This window comes from Pseudomonas sp. NY15463 (genome assembly GCF_048068415.1).
Lineage (GTDB): Bacteria > Pseudomonadota > Gammaproteobacteria > Pseudomonadales > Pseudomonadaceae > Aquipseudomonas > Aquipseudomonas mosselii_C.
In genome coordinates, this window is the sequence record NZ_JBLUQD010000003.1 from 458,440 (window position 1) to 476,256 (window position 17,817).

A 17,817-nucleotide genomic window follows, 5' to 3' on the forward strand; every position below is an offset into this window, starting at 1 on the left:
CTATCTATCCGCAGGCTGTGCGCGAGATGTTAGCCGCGCTGCCACAGTGCGTAGTGCACTTGGCCGGTCTTTTTCTCGCGGTGCAGGCGCCAGTTGCCGGGCATCGCCAGCGACGAAGGGGCGGCCTCGCTCTCGGTGTAGATCCACGCTTGTTCGCGTAGCCACAGCCCCTGCTCCAACAGGTTGCAGGTGTTGGCCAGCAGGTCCTGGTGGAACGGCGGGTCGAGGAACACCACGTCGAACTGCTGCTTGGTCGGGCCTTGCAGGTAGCGCAGTGCATCGGTCTGCAGGATTTGCCCGCGCGGGCAGCGCAGCAATTCGAGGTTGTGCTTGAGGTTGGCGATGGCTGCGGGATTGCTGTCCAAGGCCACGGCATTCTCTGCCCCGCGCGACAGGGCTTCGAGTACCAGTGCACCGCTGCCGCTGAAGGCGTCGAGTACCTGGGCGCCTTCGATGTAGGGCGCCAGCCAGTTGAACAGGGTTTCGCGCACGCGGTCGGGGGTCGGGCGCAGGCCTTCGCCTTCGGGCACTGCCAGGCGGCGGCTGCGCCATTCGCCGGCGATGATGCGCAGGTGCCCGGCCCCTTTGCTAGGGGCGTGGGTGGGTGTGGAGGGTCTGGCCATCAGTGCTCCGGAACGCCGAGGGGTTGCTCGGCGGGTTTGTCAGTGGGGGCTGGCAGCGGCTTTTGCTCGACCTTCGGGCCAACGGTGACGATCACCAGCTTGTCGGCCGCCAGGTGTTTGTTCATGGCCGCTTTCACCTGCTCGACGGTCAGCGCCTGGGATTGCTGCATGAAGTCTTCCAGCCAGCTCAGGGGCAGGTTGTAGAAACCGATGGCGCCGAGCTGACCGACGATGCTCGAGTTGCTGGCGTTAGAAAGCGGGAAGCTACCGGCCAGTTCGCGCTTGGCGTCATCCAGCTCCTGTTGCGTCGGGCCGGTCTTCAGGTAGTCGGTGAGGATGTCCTTGACCAGCGTGAGGGTGCCTTCGCTCAACTCGGCGCGGGTCTGCAGGTTGATCATGAACGGGCCGCGTACCTGCATCGGGCTGAATACCGAGTACACACCGTAGGTGAGGCCGCGTTTTTCGCGGACTTCGCTCATAAGGCGTGTGCCGAAGGCGCCGCCGCCGAGGATCTGGTTGCCCAGCGAAAGGGCCGCCCAGTCTGGATCGTTACGGTCGATGCCCAGCTCGGCCAGCATCAGGTGGGTCTGCTTGCTCGGGAAGTCGATGTGGGTGGCGCCCGGTTTGGGCTCGACTGGCTGCACGGGCTTGGCAAGGGCCTGGCCTTTGGGCAGGCCGGCGGACACCTGGGCGGCGATGGCCTCGGCTTCGTCGCGGCTGAGGTCGCCGACCAGGGCAATCACCGTGTTGCCGGCGGCGTAGGCCTTGGCGTGGAAGGCGCGCAGCTGCTCCAGGGTGATGCCGGGGAGGCTTTGTGCGGTGCCATCGCTGGGGTGGGCGTAGGGGTGCTCGCCGTACAGCTTGGCGAACAGCGCCTTGCTACCGATCTTGCCCGGGTTCTGCTTCTCGTACTCGAAGCCAGCCAGCAACTGGTTCTTGATGCGGGCCAGCGCATCTTGCGGGAAGGTCGGCTTGCCGACCACGTCGGTGAACAGTTTGAGCGCCGGCTCGCGCTTGTCGGCGGCGCTGAGGCTGCGCAGCGAGGCGACGGCCATGTCGCGGTAGGAGCCGTTGCCAAAGTCCGCGCCCAAGCCCTCGAACCCTTCGGCGATGGCGGTGACATCCTTGCCGGCCACGCCTTCGTTGAGCATGGCGTTGGTCAGGGTCGCCAGGCCGGGGCTTCCGCCGTCCTGGCTGCTGCCGGCAGCGAAGGTCAGGCGCAGGTCGAACATCGGCAATTCGTGGGCTTCGACGAACAGTACGCGGGCGCCTTCGGCAGTGGTCCAGTGCTGAATGTTCAACTGGCGCCGGCTGGGGGCCTTGCCGTCCAGCTCAGCCAGCGATTGCAGCGAATTGGCCGGGCGTGCGGCGGTTTCGGATTGGGCCGGACGTGCGAGCAGCACGGCGATGGCCACCACCAGCGCGATGATCGCAAGGCCGAACAGGGTGTAGCGCGGTGCGCTGCGATCACTCATCAGCGGACTCCTCGGGCAGTACGTGGGCAACGCTCAGGCGTTCGCGGGTGAAGTAGGTGCGGGCGGCATCCTGGATGTCCTGTGGGGTGACGCGCTTGAGGTCGTCAAGTTCGTTGTCGATGAGCTTCCACGACAGGCCCACGGTCTCCAGCTGGCCGATGGTGGTGGCCTGGCTGCTGATGGAGTCACGGTCGTAGACCAGGCCGGCGATGACCTGGGCGCGCACGCGCTCCAACTCTTCGGCGGTCGGTGGGGTGGTCTTGAGTTCGTCGAGCAACTGCCACACGCCTTTTTCGACGTCGACGAGGGTTTTGTGTTTCTGCACGTTGGGGGTGGCGGAGATCAGGAAGAGGCTGTCGCCACGGGTGAACGCGTTATAGCTGGACGACGCCCCGGCCACCAACTCCTGGCCACGCTCCAGGCGTGCCGGCATGCGTGCGCTGTAGCCGCCGTCGAGCAACGCCGAGATCAGACGCAGGGCATTGACGGTGCGCGGATCCTTGGCGGTGGCCATGGCCGGAACGTTGAAACCGTAGATCAGGCTCGGCAGTTGCGTGCGCACGTGCAGGGTGAGCTGGCGCTGACCGGGCTCGGCCAGTTCCAGCGGCAGCTTGCTGGGGGCAAGGGTATGTCGTGCGATAGCGCCGAAATACTTCTGCGCCAGGGTTTTCACCTCGTCGGGGGTGACATCGCCGACCACCACGAGCGTCGCGTTGTTCGGGGCGTACCAGGTTTCATACCAGTGGCGCAGCTCCTCGACTTTCATGCGTTCGAGATCAGCCATCCAGCCGATGGTCGGGGTGTGGTAGCCGCTGGCCGGATAGGCCATGGCGCGGAACAGCTCGAAAGCCTTGGCGCTGGGCTGATCATCAGTGCGCAGGCGGCGTTCTTCCTTGATGACCTCGATTTCGCGACTGAACTCGTCGGCAGGCAGGCGCAGGCTGGCCATGCGGTCGGCTTCGAGTTCGAAAGCCACCGGCAGGCGGTCGCGGGCCAGCACTTGGTAGTAGGCGGTGTAGTCGTCGCTGGTGAACGCGTTTTCCTCGGCACCGAGGTCGCGCAGGATGCGCGAGGCTTCGCCGGGGCCGACCTTGTCGCTGCCCTTGAACATCATGTGCTCAAGGGCATGGGACAAGCCGGTCTGGCCCGGCGTCTCGTAGCTGGAGCCGACCTTGTACCAGATCTGCGAAACCACCACCGGGGCACGGTGGTCCTCGCGCACGATCACTTTAAGGCCGTTGTCGAGCATGAATTCGTGGGTGGGTTGCACATCGGCGGCGAAGGCCGCCAGTGGCAGGCACAACGAGCCGAGCAACAGGCCAGCGGCGCGGCGGGCTAGAGCATTCATACAGTGTTCAACCTGTTCGGCGGCCCGCTTGGGTTTAGCGTCGGCGGGCCAGGAGGTGCTAGGATACTGATCCGGTTGCCTGGCGACCATGCCTGTCGCCGTTCTGGCCTGCAGGCTCTTAACGACAAAACGTTGCGCATGAACCAGCCGGTTACACAGTAGTCTGTTCTGCGTAAGTGAGAATTCCCGATGCGCCGCTAATGGCTCATCGCCACCCTGAGATAGCCGTCTTCCATGTTTGGTTCCAACGACGACAAGAAAGCGCCGGCCCCGGCCGGTGAAAAGAAAGGCCTGTTCAGCTGGTTTCGCAAGAAACCGGAGCAACCTGTCGCCGAACAGCCGCAACCCCCTGAAGCCCAGGCCCTAGAACAGGCTGCGCCGCAGGCTCCCGTCGAGCCGCCCGCTTCGGCCCAAGCGCCGCTCGAGGCGCCGGTCCAGGTGTCGCCCGAGCCGGTAGCGCCAGCAATGCCGGCAACTGAACCTGCGCCTGAACCGGTGGTAGCGCCGATTGCCGAGGTTCCGGCCGTACCGGTGAGCAATCTGGTTCTGCCAGTGGCCGAGGAACCGGTCGCCTTGGTGCCGGACCTGGAGCCCAAGGCCCCGCCAGTGATTCCCGAGCGCTCGGCCCCTGAGGCCGTGCTCGCACCTGTCCCTGAACCGGTGGTCGCGCCAGTGGCCGAGCCAAAGCCGGCTCAGGAACCGCCCGTCGCAGCGCCCGCGCAGGTCGCGCCAGTGCCTGTGGCGAGCGCGGTAGAGCCGGCCAAGCCGGGCTTCTTCGCGCGCCTCAAGCAGGGGCTGTCGAAGACCAGCGCCAGTATCGGCGAAGGCATGGCCAGCCTGTTCCTGGGCAAGAAGACCATCGACGACGACCTGCTGGATGAAATCGAGACCCGTCTGCTGACCGCCGACGTGGGCGTCGAGGCCACCTCAGCCATCGTCCAGAACCTCACGCAGAAGGTCGCCCGCAAGCAGCTGGCCGATGCCGGTGCGCTGTACCAGTCGTTGCAGGATGAGTTGGCCGCGCTGCTGCGCCCGGTGGAGCAGCCGTTGAAGATCCAGGCGCAGAGCAAGCCCTACGTGATTCTGGTGGTGGGCGTGAATGGCGCCGGCAAGACCACCACCATCGGCAAGATGGCCAAAAAGCTTCAGCTTGAAGGCAAGAAGGTCATGCTGGCCGCAGGTGACACCTTCCGCGCGGCGGCGGTGGAGCAGTTGCAGGTGTGGGGCGAGCGCAACCAGATCCCGGTGATCGCCCAGCACACTGGCGCCGATTCGGCCTCGGTGATCTTCGATGCCGTGCAGGCCGCCAAGGCCCGCAACATCGATGTGCTGATCGCCGATACCGCCGGTCGCCTGCACACCAAGGACAACCTGATGGAAGAGCTGAAAAAGGTCCGCCGAGTGATCGGCAAGCTCGATGCCGACGCACCCCACGAAGTACTGCTGGTGCTTGATGCCGGTACCGGCCAGAACGCCATCAGCCAGGCCAAGTATTTCAACCAGAGCGTGGAGTTGACCGGCCTTGCCTTGACCAAGCTCGATGGTACGGCCAAGGGCGGGGTGATCTTCGCCCTGGCCAAGCAGTTCAATATCCCGATCCGCTTCATTGGTGTCGGCGAGGGTATCGATGACCTGCGCACCTTCGAGGCCGAACCCTTCGTCAAGGCGTTGTTCGCCGAGCGGGAGCCTGCATGATCCGATTCGAACAGGTCGCCAAGCGTTACCCCAACGGGCACGTCGGCCTGCACGAGCTGAGTTTCCGAGCGCGCCGTGGCGAGTTCCTGTTCGTCACCGGTCACTCGGGTGCCGGCAAGAGCACCCTGTTGCGCCTGCTGCTGGCCATGGAACGCCCGACCAGCGGCAAGTTGCTGCTGGCAGGCCAGGACCTGGGTCAGATCAGCAACGCGCAGATCCCGTTCCTGCGGCGGCAGATCGGCGTGGTGTTCCAGAACCACCAGTTACTGTTCGACCGCACGGTGTTCAACAATATTGCCTTGCCGTTGCAGATTCTCGGCCTGTCCAAGGCCGAAATCGCCAAGCGCGTGGACTCGGCGCTCGAGCGTGTATCGCTGAGCGACAAGGGCGAGCTGTTCCCGGCCGACCTGTCCACGGGCCAGCAACAGCGCGTGGGCATCGCCCGTGCCATCGTGCACCAGCCGGCCTTGCTGTTGGCCGATGAACCCACCGGTAACCTCGACCCGCGTCTGGCTGCCGAGATCATGGGTGTGTTCGAGGACATCAACCGGCTGGGTACCACCGTATTGATCGCCAGTCATGACCTGGCGCTGATCGCGCGCATGCGCCACCGCATGCTGACGCTGCAACGCGGCCGCTTGATCGGCGATGGGGAGGCCGGGCAATGAGCACCACACGTACACCCAAGGTTTCCGAGCGCGTAGCGCCCAAGGCCGCCGAAGCTGCGCCAGCAAAGAAAAAACGCGGCGATCACGACGACGATGGCCCGGATTTTCGTACCCTGCTGCACGCCTGGCTGGAAAGCCATCGCGCCAGCCTGGCCGACAGCTTGCGGCGCCTGGGCAAGCAACCGATCGGCAGTTTCTTCACCTGTCTGGTCATGGCAGTGGCGCTGAGCATGCCCATGGGCCTGTCGCTGCTGCTCAAGAATGTCGAGAAGCTCGGCGGCTCCTGGCAGCGCGCCGCGCAGATCTCGCTGTACCTCAAACTCGACGCCAGTGGCCGCGATGGCCAGGCCCTGCGCGACGAGATCAAGGGCATGCCGGGGGTGGCCGACGCTCAGTACATCAGCCGCGAGCAGGCACTCGAAGCATTCCAGCAGCAATCTGGCCTGGGTGAGGCGTTGCGCGAGCTGCCGGACAATCCGCTGCCTGGCGTGGTGGTGGTGACGCCGACCGAGGTCGACAAACCTGCCCTGGAAGCCTTGCGTCAGCGCCTGGCGGAGTTGCCAAAGGTCGATGCGGCGCAGCTCGACTTGCTGTGGGTCGAGCGTCTGGCGGCGATCCTCAAGCTGGGTGACCGCTTTGTGTTCGGTCTGGCGGTGATGCTGATTTCGGCATTGCTGTTGGTCATTGGTAACACCATTCGCCTGCACATCGAGAACCGCCGCGTCGAGATCGAAGTGATCAAGCTGGTGGGCGGCACCGACAGCTATGTGCGCAGGCCATTCCTTTACATGGGCGCCCTGTATGGTCTGGGGGCTGGCATTTTGGCATGGGGCATTCTCGCGTTCGGCCTGAACTGGCTCAACGACGCGGTAATCGGGCTTTCGGGGCTGTATGGCAGCGACTTCGCCTTGGGCGGGGTGCCGGGCTCCGATGGTCTGTCGCTCTTGATCGGGGCGGTGTTGTTGGGGTATATCGGTGCATGGATCGCAGTGGCTCGCCACCTGAACGAGCTGGCCCCGCGATAATGTTTTTTTGCCAGCATTGACTTTTTTCATGCAGGAACTTAATTCACGGTTCCGGGTCTATGTTGGCAGTGCCCACAAGGCACGAGTCTGTAAGCCGGAGGTACTTGAATGACCACATCGTTGCAGCCTGCCTATGCCCTGGTTCCCGGTGCAAACCTGGAAGCCTATGTGCACACGGTCAACAGCATTCCGTTGCTGTCGCCCGAGCAGGAGCGTGATCTGGCCGAGCGTCTCTATTACGAGCAGGACCTTGAAGCCGCTCGGCAAATGGTGATGGCTCACCTGCGTTTTGTCGTACACATCGCCCGTAGCTATGCGGGTTACGGGCTGGCTCAGGCCGACCTGATCCAGGAAGGCAACGTTGGCCTGATGAAGGCGGTCAAGCGTTTCAACCCGGAAATGGGTGTGCGTCTGGTGTCCTTCGCGGTGCACTGGATCAAGGCCGAGATCCACGAATTTATTCTGCGCAACTGGCGCATCGTCAAGGTGGCGACCACCAAGGCCCAGCGCAAGCTGTTCTTCAACCTGCGCAGCCAGAAGAAGCGTCTGGCTTGGCTGAACAACGACGAAGTGCATCGTGTGGCGGAAAGCCTGGGCGTGGAGCCCCGCGAAGTGCGTGAGATGGAAAGCCGCCTGAGTGGCCAGGACATGGCCTTTGACCCGGCCGCCGAAGCGGACGACGACAGTGCCTTCCAGTCTCCTGCGCACTACCTGGAGGACCACCGTTACGACCCGGCACTGCAGTTGGAAGATGCTGATTGGAGCGACAACTCCACCAGCAACCTGCATGAAGCCCTGCAAGGTCTGGATGAGCGCAGCCGCGACATTCTTTACCAGCGCTGGTTGGCTGAAGAGAAGGCGACGTTGCACGAGTTGGCCGAGAAATACAGCGTTTCTGCCGAGCGTATTCGCCAGCTTGAGAAAAACGCGATGAACAAGGTCAAGGCGCTGATCACGATCTGATCGACCCCGCCTGGCTGGAACAAAAAAGCCGCTGTTCTCGCAAGAGACGGCGGCTTTTGTGTTGCTGGAGGGCTAAGGCGTTGGCCGGCTCGCACCGGTTCAGCGGTGTTATGCAGCCCAGCCTAGGGCCTGCGCGAGGTGTCCAATTGCATCAGGTAGCTCGGCCCACCCAACTGGCTCATCTGCCGCCGGATCCAGCCTGCGCGGCTGGCCACGTACGCACTAGGCCGGCTTGCGCTCCACTTGATCGGGCTGGGCAGCACCGCCGCCAGTTGGGCGGCCTGCTGGCGTGTCAGGCGGCTGGCATCCACACCAAAGTGATAACGTGCCGCTGCTTGGGCGCCGAACACACCTTTGCCCCATTCGGCGCTATTGAGGTAGACCTCAAGTATCCGCTCTTTGGACCAGAGCAGTTCCAGCAAGGCCGTAAACCAAGCCTCCAGTCCTTTGCGCAGCCAACTGCGGCCCGACCACAGGAACAGGTTCTTGGCCACTTGTTGGGTCAGCGTGCTGGCGCCGCGAATCTTCCCGCCACGCTCGTTGTAGGCCAGCGCCGCCTGGATCGCAGGAATATCGAACCCCCAGTGGCTGGCGAATTTCTGGTCTTCGCCGGCGATCACCGCCACTTTCAATTCGTCGGAGATAGCATCCCACGGGGTCCAGTCGCGTTGCAGGTCGATTGGCTCGCCGCTGACCCATGATTGAACCTTGCGCTCGACCATCAAGGCCGTGCCCGGCGGCGGCACCCAGCGTAGCACCAGGACCACGGCAATGCTGCCGGCAGCGAACCAGAGCAGGGCGCGGGTTAAGCGACGCAGGATAGATGACAGCATGGTGATGGCTTGGCCCGACGGATGGAACGGGCCATTATACAGACCCCTCTCGAGGAGTCGTCCCATGCTTCGTAGCTTCCTGATGCTTGCCGCGTTCTTCGGCTTTACCGGTGTGGCCCTGGGCGCGTTCGCTGCCCATGGCTTGAAAAACCGTCTGACGGCCGACTACCTGGCGATCTTCCATACCGGCGTCACCTACCAACTGGTGCACGCCCTGGCCATCTTCGGGGTGGCCGTACTCGCCGCGCATTTGCCCGGTCGGCTGGTCGGTTGGGCCGGCGGGCTGTTCGCCGTGGGCATTCTGCTGTTCTCGGGCAGCCTGTACCTGCTTACGCTCACTGGCATCAGCAAGCTGGGCATCATCACGCCCCTGGGCGGCCTGTGTTTTCTCGCGGGCTGGTTGTGCTTGGGCCTGGCCGCCTGGCGGCTGGGCTGACTTAGCGGTCCACAATCGCGACTAATGGCGTGGATCGCCCTTGGGTTGCAAGGCGGATCGGGGCTAGAATGCGGGCCCCCAAAGAACAATGGTGGCCGTGCGCATGCGCATTCAACTGAACGGTGAACCTTACGAGCTGCCTGCGGGCGAAAGCGTCGCGGCCTTGCTGGCCCGGCTTGAGCTGGCTGGTCGCCGCGTGGCGGTGGAACTGAATCTGGACATCGTGCCGCGTAGCCAGCACGAGAGCACGCCGTTGCGCGAAGGCGACCAGGTCGAAGTGGTCCACGCCATTGGCGGCGGTTGAGCGCGCCCCGGCAAGTCCCCCGCAAGCCCCGTAACCTTTCCAGAGGAACATCGATGAGCAACGTTCGCAGCGACAAGCCTTTCGTCCTGGCCGGGCGCACTTTCCAGTCGCGTCTGCTGGTGGGCACCGGTAAATACCGTGACATGGAAGAAACTCGTCTGGCCACCGAGGCTTCGGGTGCCGAGATCGTCACCGTCGCCGTGCGCCGTACCAACCTCGGTCAGAATGCGGGCGAGCCGAACCTGCTCGATGTGCTCTCGCCCGACAAGTACACCATCCTGCCGAACACCGCAGGTTGCTTCGATGCCGTTGAGGCGGTACGTACCTGTCGCCTGGCCCGTGAGCTGCTCGATGGGCACAAGTCCCATGAAACCCGCACCCTGGTGAAGCTGGAAGTGCTGGCTGACCAGAAAACCCTGTTCCCCAACGTGATCGAAACCCTCAAGGCCGCCGAAGTGCTGGTCAAAGATGGCTTCGACGTGATGGTCTACACCAGCGACGATCCGATCATCGCACGTCAGCTGGCCGAAGCTGGCTGTATCGCGGTGATGCCGTTGGCCGGCCTGATCGGCACGGGCCTCGGGATCTGCAACCCGTATAACCTGCAGATCATCCTTGAAGAATCGAAAGTTCCGGTGCTGGTCGATGCCGGCGTGGGTACCGCCTCCGATGCGACCATCGCCATGGAGATGGGCTGCGAAGCGGTGCTGATGAACTCGGCGATCGCCCATGCACAGCAACCGGTGCTGATGGCCGAGGCCATGAAGCACGCGATTCTCGCCGGCCGCATGGCGTACCTCGCCGGGCGTATGCCGAAGAAACTCTATGCCAGCGCGTCTTCGCCGCTGGAAGGTCTGATCAAGTAAGAGCCCCCGATGACTGAATCGCAAGAAACGCCGATCACCGCCGACGGCGAAGAGCGCCCGCACCGCCGTATCAAGAGTTTCGTCATGCGTGCCGGGCGCATGACCGAAGGCCAGCAGCGCGGCCTGGAGCAGGGCGGCCCGCTGTTCATCCTGCCACTGGCCGACAGCCCAGTCGACTACGACCAGGTGTTCGGTCGTTCGGCGCCGCGCACTCTTGAAATTGGCTTTGGCATGGGGCACTCGCTGCTGGAAATGGCAGCGGCCTCGCCTGAGCTGGACTTCATCGGTGTGGAAGTGCACCGCCCTGGTGTCGGCGCACTGCTCAATGGCGTGCTCACCCAGGGGCTGCAGAACCTGCGAGTGTACGATTGTGACGCCATCGAAGTGCTCAACCGCTGCGTGGCCGACAACAGCCTTGATCGGCTGATGCTGTTCTTCCCTGATCCTTGGCACAAGGCGCGTCACCATAAGCGCCGTATCGTCCAGCCGGCGTTCGCCGAACTGGTGCGCAGCAAGCTCAAGGTTGGCGGCGTGTTCCACATGGCCACCGACTGGGAGCCGTATGCCGAGCACATGCTGGAAGTGATGAAGGTGGCCCCGGGCTACCGCAATCAGGCGGCAGATGGCGCCTATGTGCCACGTCCGCAAGAGCGCCCGATCACTAAGTTCGAACGCCGTGGCGAGCGCCTTGGGCATGGCGTATGGGACCTGAAGTTCGAGAAGGTGGACTAAGACCGCTCTCGTTTGCCGTGCCTGCGAAACTGCGGGCGAAAAAAACCGCCTGAAAGGGCGGTTTTTTATGCAGGCTTCGGGTTACGAGTCCTTGGCCTGCGGTCTTCAGCTTTACTGGAGAGCCTTCGCGACTGGAATGCTAGAACCGCCCTGCCGCTACGTCAAAGTGAAATATCCCGCATCAACTGTGACGCCCACTAGGGCTCGATAAAGTGAGGGCCGCCCTGGTTCGCCGGGGCGGCTTTTGGCGAGTGCTCAGCCGCGCCGATCTGCCACTACGCCAATCAATACCAGCACCACCAACAACACCGGTGCCAACGCATAGTTATTGAACTGGCTGAGTCCACGTATCACCCAGGGCGTGGCATAGATCAGTGCCGCACCACTGCCAATCATCACCAGCAGGGCCATGAACGGTACGCGCAAGGCCCCGGCCAAGCCGCCCAGGCGCGCTTCGACCCAGCTTTTGATGTCGGTGCCGAACAGCACCAGCAGGCAGCCTACCAGGGCCAGCGAGATTTCCGACAGGTTGCTGCGGCTCCAGCGGGAAACGGTCGAGAGCAGGTCAAGTACCAGGTCCATGGGTCATCCTTAATTCAAGAAATACTGCAGCAAATCGTTGAGGAAGAGCTGGCCGCGAGGCGTGGCCGCCAGACGATCCGGTTCGACCTGCAAAAGGCCCTTTTGTTCGGCAGCGCGGCGTGCCTGGGCCAGTTGCGCCAGTGGCAGGCCGGTGCGTCGGGTGAACAGCTCGGCCTCTGCGCCGTCGGTCAGGCGCAGCACGTTCATCAGAAATTCGAACGGCAATTCGTCGGTAGGCAGCAGCTTTTCGCCCGCTTTGAACGGTTTGGCCGGGTTCAGGTAATCCTTGGGTAGGCGGGTTTTCCAGGTGCGCAGGATGCGCCCATCCGGGAACGACAGCTTGCCATGGGCCCCGGCGCCGATACCGATGAAGTCGCCGAAGCGCCAGTAGTTGAGGTTGTGGCGTGCGGCGCGCCCGGACTGGGCGTAGGCCGACACCTCGTACTGGCGATAGCCTTGCGCGGCCATCAGCGCCTGGCCCGCCTCCTGGATGTCCCAGAGGATGTCATCCTCGGGCAGTTCCGGTGGCTGGCTCCAGAACACGGTATTAGGCTCCAGGGTCAGCTGGTACCACGACAAGTGGGTCGGCCCCAGGTCGATGGCTTGACGCAGGTCGCCCAGGGCGTCGTCCAGCGACTGCTCGGGCAGGCCGTGCATCAGGTCGAGGTTGAAATTGTCGAAACCGGCTGCGCGGGCCATGCCTGCCGCGCGCACCGCTTCGTCGCCGTTGTGGATGCGTCCGAGCTTTTGCAGCTTGGCGGGTTGGAAACTCTGCACGCCAATGGACAGGCGATTGATGCCGGTCTGCCGGTAGGCTTTGAATTTCTCCTGCTCGAACGTGCCAGGGTTGGCTTCGAGGGTGATCTCGATGTCGGTTGCGAATCGGATACGCCGCTCGACACCCTGCAATAGGCGGCCAAGGGCTGTGGCGCTGAACAGGCTTGGGGTGCCGCCGCCGAAGAAGATCGTGCTGATCGCACGCCCCTGGACCGCAGGCAGCTCCTGGTCCAGGTCGGCGAGCAGAGCGTCGACGTATTCGTCTTCCGGCAGGTTCGGCCCGGCCTGGTGCGAGTTGAAGTCGCAATACGGGCATTTGCGCACGCACCAGGGAATATGGATGTACAGCGACAGCGGTGGAAGCTCGGGCAAGATCACGCCCGTGGTGTGCGAGGGCTTTACGGTCATGCCAGGCCCAGGCGTTGACGCAGCAGGGCCATGGCGCGGGCGCGGTGGCTGAGCTGGTTCTTGTCGGCCGGGGCCAGGTCGGCGCTGGAGCAGTTACGCTCTGGGACCCAGAACAGCGGGTCGTAGCCGAAGCCGTGCTCACCGCTGGCCTCGAACAGGATACTGCCGTGCCACAGACCTTCGCAGAGGATTGGCAGCGGATCGTCGGCATGGCGTACCAGTGCCAGGACACACACGAACTGGGCACCTCGCTGTGCAGGCGGTACGTCTTTGAGCGCCTCGAGCAGCTTGGCGTTGTTCGCCGCGTCGCCCTTGCCGTCAGCGTAGCGCGCCGAGTAGATGCCGGGTGCGCCACCCAGCGCGTCTACCGCCAGTCCCGAATCGTCGGCCAGCGCTGGCAGGCCGGAGATGCGCGCGGCATTGCGGGCCTTGAGGATGGCGTTCTCGACGAACGACAGGCCGGTTTCTTCCGGCTCGACCTGGCTGAATTCACCGATCGAACGCAGTTGCACGGACTGGCCGAGCATGGCCTGTAGTTCCTTGAGTTTGCCGGCGTTATGGCTGGCCAGCACGAGTTGCGTAAGGTTCATCATTCGCCTGGGAACACTTCCTGGTTGAAGCTGAGTTTATGGCTGACCCCGCCGGTCTCGACATTCAGGTCGAAGATCAGCGTCTGGGCCTGTTCGATCTTGAACTGGGCTACGTAGTACACCGAGCCCTGCTCGGTGATCTGCCTGAACGACAGCGGGCTGCTGCGCCCGGTGAGGTCCTTGACGATGCCGCTGACCACCGCCACGCCCGGCTTGCCGGCTTTGAGCACGGCAATATTGAGGACGCCCTGGTTCTTGCTGCGGGTCAGGCCCGTGGTGGCGGCGATATCCGGCTGGAGCATGCTTGAGGTGAAGGCGCTGTAGTGGACCGTCACATCGCCGAACACGGCCTTGCGTTCGGGCCTTGCGGCGTCGGTGGCCAGTACCGGCAGGGCCAGGCACAGGCTGATCAGAAACAGGGCGAGACGACGCATGATGCCTTTCCTCCGTTGCGGGTGGTCAGACCGCGAGCTGGTGCTCCTGCAGGCCCGGGCTGCTGACCCGATAGATACCGATTTCCCCTAGAAGATTAGGCCAAAGCCGGCCGCCCAATCCATTGCGGTGCAAGTGGTCCACAGCCAGGCGGTCGAGGACCTTGGCGTTGCGTGCGTGGCACAGGTTCTCGAAGTCTTCGAAGGTGCAGAAGTGGATGTTCGGCGTGTTGTACCAAGTGTACGGCATGAAGTCGGAGACCGGCATGCGCCCCTTGGTCGCCAGGTACCAGCGGCAGCGCCAGTGCCCGAAATTGGGGAAGGTGATGATGCACTGGCGGCCTACGCGCAGCATTTCGTCGAGAATGCGGTCAGGGTATTCCACCGCTTGCAGGGCCTGCGTCATCACCACCACATCGAAGCTGTTGCTGGCGAAGTTGCCCAGGCCTTTGTCGAGGTCCTGCTCGATCACGTTGACGCCCTTGGCCACGCATTCTGCGATGTTGTCGGCGTCGATCTCCAGGCCATAGCCGGTGACGTTCTTGCGATCTCGCAGCGAGGCGAGCAATTCGCCGTTACCGCAGCCCAGGTCGAGTACCCGGCTGCCGGCGGGGATCCAGTCGTGGATGATTTCCAGGTCGGCTCTCATGGGGTCCTCAGACGCTGATGCGGTTCATGTAGTTCGCGAAACCCTGCATGTAGCGCGGGGTCGGGATGAGGAAGGCGTCGTGGCCGTAAGGGGAGTCGATTTCCAGGTAGCAGACATTCTTGCGTGCCGCCATCAGCGCATCGACGATCTCCCGCGAACGGGCCGGCGAGAAGCGCCAGTCGGTGGTGAACGACATGATGCAGTAATCCGCCTTGACGTGGGCCAGGGTCGCCGCCAGGTCGCCGGCGTGGGCGGCGGCCGGATCGAAGTAGTCCAGCGCCTTGGTCATTAGCAGGTAGGTGTTGGCATCGAAGCGGCCGGAAAACTCCTCGCCCTGGTAGCGCAGATAGCTCTCGACCTGGAATTCGACGCTGTGGAAGTCGTAGTTGAGCTTGTCGCTCTTGAGTTCGCGACCGAATTTTTCACCCATCGAGTCATCCGACAGGTAGGTGATGTGGCCAACCATCCGTGCCAGCATCAGGCCGCGCTTGGGGATCACGCCCTGATCCTGGAACGAGCCGCCGTGGAATTCGGGGTCGGTGAGGATGGCCTGGCGCGCCACTTCGTTGAAGGCGATGTTCTGTGCCGACAGCTTGGGGGCCGAGGCGATGTCCACGCAGTAGCGCACCCGGTCAGGGTAGGTGATGGTCCACTGCAATGCCTGCATGCCGCCGAGGCTTCCGCCAACGATGGCGGCCCAGGTGTGGATGCCCAGGCGATCGGCCAGGCGTGCCTGGCTATGGACCCAGTCTTCGACCGTGAGCACCGGGAAATCGGCTCCGTAGGGCTTGCCGGTAGCCGGGTTGAGGCTGCTCGGGCCGGTACTGCCGTTGCAGCCGCCGAGGTTGTTCAGGCTGACCACGAAGAAGCGGTTGGTGTCGATCGGCTTGCCCGGGCCGATGCAGCTGTCCCACCAGCCCGGCTTGCGGTCGGTGGCGGCATGGTAGCCGGCGGCATGGTGATGGCCGGACAGCGCATGACAGATCAGCACGGCGTTGCTGGCGTTGGCGTTCAGCTGGCCATAGGTTTCGTAGATGAGTTCGTACGAGGCCAGCGAGCGGCCACAGGCCAGGGCCAACGGTTCATCGAACCGGGCGATCTGGGGGGTTACCAGACCGACGGAATCTTCGGGAAAGACAGTGGACATCGACCCTGCTCACGCTTGACGGAGGCGTAAGTCTAAAGAGCGCTACCCCCTGCGGCAAGCAATGGCTTGCCGCAGGGAAGCGGTGGGTCAGATCATCCGCCACAGCTCTTGTGGCATGCCGGCGTAGGCGGCCAGTTGCGGCATCAGGAACGACTGGATCACCTGGATGGCGATGAAGGCGAAGATCGGCGAAATATCCATGCCGCCCAAGTTCGGCACCAGGCGGCGGAACGGTGCCAGCACCGGTTCGCTGATCTGGTAGGCCAGCTCGGCGGCGGGGTTGTGGCTATTGGGCGCGACCCACGAGACGATCACCATCACGATCATCGCGACCCAGAAGATCTTCAGGAACAGCGAGGTGATGCCCAGGATCGCCCACATCAGCAAATGCAGGATATCGCCGAAGGTGCCGTAGGTGACCATCAGGACGAAGGCCATCAGCAGTGCCTGGATGATGATCGACAGCAACAGCGAGGAGGTATCCAGCCCTGCGATGCTCGGAATGACCCGCCGCAGCGGCTTGAGCAGCGGCTGGGTGGCGCGCACGGCGAACTGGCTGAGCGGGTTGTAGAAGTCGGCCTTGACCAGTTGCAGCACGAAGCGCAACAGGACGATCACCAGGTACAGACTGACCAGGGTTTGCACCACGAAAATCGCGGCGCCAGACAGTGCATTCATTCAGCGGCTCCTTATTTGCCCAGTTGTTCGGCCAGCTCCGCCGAGCGGCGGGCAGCGGCTTGCAGTGCCTGCTCGACGATTGCCTCGAAGCCGTTGGCCTGGAACGAGGTGATCGCCGCTTCCGTGGTGCCAGCCGGCGAGGTGACGCGGCGGCGCAGCTCCGCAGCGTCGACATCGCTGGCTACGGCCATGCGGGCAGCGCCCAGGGCGGTTTGCAGGGTGAGTTGCGAAGCGGTTTCACGCGGCAGACCGAGTTTTTCGCCAGCGGCGGTCATGGCTTCGATGAGCAGGAAGAAGTAAGCCGGGCCACTGCCGGAGACGGCGGTGACAGCGTCCAGTTGTGGTTCTGCATCCAGCCACAGCGCCGTGCCGACGGCCGAGAGCAGCTCACTGGCCTGTTCGCGCTGCGGGGCAGACACTTCGCCGGTGGCGTACAGCCCGCTCACGCCTTGGCGCAGCAGCGCCGGGGTATTGGGCATGCAGCGCACCACCGGTACTGCGCCCAGCCAGGCCTGTAGGCTCGCGCAGGTGATCCCGGCAGCGATGGACACCACCAGTTGGCTGACCTTGAGGCTAGGCTGCAGCGCTTGGCAGACCGCCTTCATTACCTGTGGCTTGACCGCCAGCACGATTACGTCGGCGCCCTCGATGGCCTGTGCATTGTTGTCGAAGGTTTCGATGCCGTGTTCGGCCTGAATGCGAGCGCGGGTTTCGGCACCTGGATCGCTGGCGCGGATCTGCGAGGCATCCAGGCCCTGGGCGCGCAGGCCGCCGATCAGGCTGGCGGCCATGTTGCCGGCGCCGATAAAGGCAATACGAGTCTTGCTCATGTCAGGTCCTTGAGGGGAAAGGTGGAGTTAAGCATGGATCAGCGTGGGCCGTAATCGCGGGCCCCGAACAAGGCGGTGCCGATACGTACCCAGGTCGCACCTTGGGCGATGGCGGCCTCCAGGTCGTGGCTCATGCCCATCGACAGCGTGTCCAGGCCGAGGTCGAGTTGTGCTTGCAGGTGGCGCAGGGTGGCGAACGCCGCTTCCTGTGCGGCGCGGTCCTCGGTCGGTTCAGGGATGGCCATCAGCCCGCGCAGGCGCAGGCCCGGCAGGGCGTTGACGGCCTGCGCCAATGAAGGCAGGTCGGCGGGTGCGCAGCCGGACTTGCTGTCTTCGCCGCTGACGTTCACCTGCAAGCAGATGTTCAGAGGCGCCAGGCCGGCGGGGCGCTGCTCGGAGAGGCGTTGGGCGATCTTCAGGCGGTCCACGGAATGTACCCAATCGAAATGCTCGGCGATGGCCTTGGTCTTGTTCGACTGGATGGGGCCGATGAAGTGCCAGATCAAGGGTAGGTCGCGCAGCGCCTGCTGTTTTGTCAGCGCTTCTTGTAGGTAATTTTCCCCGAAGTCACGCACGCCAGCGGCATGGACCTCGCGAATGGCGCTGGCGGGCTTGGTCTTGCTCACGGCCAGCAACTGAATGCTGGCCGGGTCGCGCCCGGCAACCTCGGCTGCCCTTTGGATACGGGCGGAAATGGCGCAAATGTTGTCTGCTAGGGTGGACATGGATCATCGCCGGCGGCTTTGGAGTCTGCGGC

Annotated in this window: 21 protein-coding genes; 8 read left to right on the forward strand and 13 right to left on the reverse strand. The window is 63.7% G+C overall.

What is annotated here, in order from left to right; all coding sequences use genetic code 11:
- Positions 1-29: 29 nt before the first annotated feature.
- The 3 genes from rsmD to ACNFIC_RS09950 are packed head-to-tail and all read right to left on the reverse strand — an operon-like array spanning position 30 to position 3,446.
- Positions 30-623, reverse strand: coding sequence for a 16S rRNA (guanine(966)-N(2))-methyltransferase RsmD (gene rsmD, locus ACNFIC_RS09940; RefSeq protein WP_138220486.1), 594 nt, complete (start codon positions 621-623; stop codon positions 30-32).
- Positions 623-2,098 (reverse strand): M16 family metallopeptidase, encoded by a 1,476-nt coding sequence (locus ACNFIC_RS09945; protein WP_416780914.1) that lies wholly within the window; start codon positions 2,096-2,098, stop codon positions 623-625. The genes rsmD and ACNFIC_RS09945 overlap by 1 nt, the downstream gene beginning before the upstream one ends.
- Positions 2,091-3,446, reverse strand: a complete 1,356-nt coding sequence (locus ACNFIC_RS09950) for a M16 family metallopeptidase (RefSeq protein WP_416780915.1) — start codon at positions 3,444-3,446, stop codon at positions 2,091-2,093. Before ACNFIC_RS09950 ends, ACNFIC_RS09945 begins: the two co-directional genes overlap by 8 nt.
- A gap of 234 nt (positions 3,447-3,680) precedes the next feature.
- Here ACNFIC_RS09950 and ftsY point away from each other — a divergent pair, with 234 nt between their 5' ends.
- From ftsY to rpoH, 4 genes are all read left to right on the forward strand, one after another.
- Entirely contained in the window at positions 3,681-5,141 is a 1,461-nt protein-coding gene (gene ftsY / locus ACNFIC_RS09955) for a signal recognition particle-docking protein FtsY (protein ID WP_416780916.1), read from the forward strand.
- Positions 5,138-5,809, forward strand: a complete 672-nt coding sequence (ftsE, locus tag ACNFIC_RS09960; protein WP_011531723.1) for a cell division ATP-binding protein FtsE — start codon at positions 5,138-5,140, stop codon at positions 5,807-5,809. Before ftsY ends, ftsE begins: the two co-directional genes overlap by 4 nt.
- A complete protein-coding gene (gene ftsX / locus ACNFIC_RS09965) occupies positions 5,806-6,834 on the forward strand; it encodes a permease-like cell division protein FtsX (protein ID WP_138220482.1) in 1,029 nt (342 codons plus the stop codon). Before ftsE ends, ftsX begins: the two co-directional genes overlap by 4 nt.
- Before the next feature lie 108 nt (positions 6,835-6,942).
- Positions 6,943-7,797 (forward strand): RNA polymerase sigma factor RpoH, encoded by an 855-nt coding sequence (gene rpoH, locus ACNFIC_RS09970; RefSeq protein ID WP_138220481.1) that lies wholly within the window; start codon positions 6,943-6,945, stop codon positions 7,795-7,797.
- A gap of 122 nt (positions 7,798-7,919) precedes the next feature.
- Here rpoH and mtgA read toward each other — a convergent pair whose 3' ends face one another.
- Positions 7,920-8,630 (reverse strand): monofunctional biosynthetic peptidoglycan transglycosylase, encoded by a 711-nt coding sequence (gene mtgA / locus ACNFIC_RS09975; RefSeq protein WP_138220480.1) that lies wholly within the window; start codon positions 8,628-8,630, stop codon positions 7,920-7,922.
- Between the two features lie 64 nt (positions 8,631-8,694).
- Between mtgA and ACNFIC_RS09980 the strand changes: the two genes are divergently transcribed.
- The 4 genes from ACNFIC_RS09980 (at position 8,695) to trmB (ending at position 10,968) form a co-directional block, all read left to right on the forward strand.
- Positions 8,695-9,066 carry a DUF423 domain-containing protein gene (locus tag ACNFIC_RS09980; RefSeq protein ID WP_138220479.1) on the forward strand — a complete coding sequence of 124 codons (372 nt, stop codon included), beginning with the start codon at positions 8,695-8,697 and terminating at the stop codon, positions 9,064-9,066.
- Between the two features lie 103 nt (positions 9,067-9,169).
- Complete coding sequence (gene thiS / locus ACNFIC_RS09985) at positions 9,170-9,370, forward strand: sulfur carrier protein ThiS (protein ID WP_138220478.1); 201 nt, start codon at positions 9,170-9,172, stop codon at positions 9,368-9,370.
- A gap of 53 nt (positions 9,371-9,423) precedes the next feature.
- Positions 9,424-10,236, forward strand: a complete 813-nt coding sequence (locus ACNFIC_RS09990) for a thiazole synthase (RefSeq protein ID WP_138220477.1) — start codon at positions 9,424-9,426, stop codon at positions 10,234-10,236.
- A gap of 9 nt (positions 10,237-10,245) precedes the next feature.
- Positions 10,246-10,968 (forward strand): tRNA (guanosine(46)-N7)-methyltransferase TrmB, encoded by a 723-nt coding sequence (trmB, locus tag ACNFIC_RS09995; RefSeq protein WP_138220476.1) that lies wholly within the window; start codon positions 10,246-10,248, stop codon positions 10,966-10,968.
- A gap of 255 nt (positions 10,969-11,223) precedes the next feature.
- Here trmB and ACNFIC_RS10000 read toward each other — a convergent pair whose 3' ends face one another.
- The 9 genes from ACNFIC_RS10000 to ACNFIC_RS10040 all read right to left on the reverse strand — a co-directional run bounded on the left by ACNFIC_RS10000 (position 11,224) and on the right by ACNFIC_RS10040 (position 17,785).
- Positions 11,224-11,550 carry a DUF3392 family protein gene (locus ACNFIC_RS10000; RefSeq protein WP_138220475.1) on the reverse strand — a complete coding sequence of 109 codons (327 nt, stop codon included), beginning with the start codon at positions 11,548-11,550 and terminating at the stop codon, positions 11,224-11,226.
- A gap of 9 nt (positions 11,551-11,559) precedes the next feature.
- Complete coding sequence (gene hemW / locus ACNFIC_RS10005) at positions 11,560-12,735, reverse strand: radical SAM family heme chaperone HemW (protein WP_416780917.1); 1,176 nt, start codon at positions 12,733-12,735, stop codon at positions 11,560-11,562.
- Entirely contained in the window at positions 12,732-13,328 is a 597-nt protein-coding gene (gene rdgB, locus ACNFIC_RS10010) for an RdgB/HAM1 family non-canonical purine NTP pyrophosphatase (protein ID WP_416780918.1), read from the reverse strand. The genes hemW and rdgB overlap by 4 nt, the downstream gene beginning before the upstream one ends.
- Positions 13,325-13,759, reverse strand: a complete 435-nt coding sequence (locus tag ACNFIC_RS10015) for a DUF4426 domain-containing protein (protein WP_138220472.1) — start codon at positions 13,757-13,759, stop codon at positions 13,325-13,327. The genes rdgB and ACNFIC_RS10015 overlap by 4 nt, the downstream gene beginning before the upstream one ends.
- Positions 13,760-13,784: 25 nt before the next feature.
- Positions 13,785-14,405 carry a methionine biosynthesis protein MetW gene (metW, locus tag ACNFIC_RS10020; RefSeq protein ID WP_138220471.1) on the reverse strand — a complete coding sequence of 207 codons (621 nt, stop codon included), beginning with the start codon at positions 14,403-14,405 and terminating at the stop codon, positions 13,785-13,787.
- Between the two features lie 7 nt (positions 14,406-14,412).
- Positions 14,413-15,552 (reverse strand): homoserine O-succinyltransferase MetX, encoded by a 1,140-nt coding sequence (gene metX / locus ACNFIC_RS10025; RefSeq protein ID WP_416780919.1) that lies wholly within the window; start codon positions 15,550-15,552, stop codon positions 14,413-14,415.
- An 87-nt stretch (positions 15,553-15,639) separates the two neighbouring features.
- Positions 15,640-16,230, reverse strand: coding sequence for a YggT family protein (locus tag ACNFIC_RS10030; RefSeq protein WP_138220469.1), 591 nt, complete (start codon positions 16,228-16,230; stop codon positions 15,640-15,642).
- Between the two features lie 11 nt (positions 16,231-16,241).
- The gene (gene proC / locus ACNFIC_RS10035) at positions 16,242-17,060 is read right to left on the reverse strand and encodes a pyrroline-5-carboxylate reductase (RefSeq protein ID WP_416780920.1); all 819 of its coding nucleotides are present in this window, start codon (positions 17,058-17,060) and stop codon (positions 16,242-16,244) included.
- A gap of 38 nt (positions 17,061-17,098) precedes the next feature.
- Positions 17,099-17,785: a YggS family pyridoxal phosphate-dependent enzyme gene (locus ACNFIC_RS10040; RefSeq protein WP_138220467.1), complete on the reverse strand. Its 687-nt coding sequence runs from the start codon at positions 17,783-17,785 to the stop codon at positions 17,099-17,101.
- Positions 17,786-17,817: the final 32 nt, after the last annotated feature.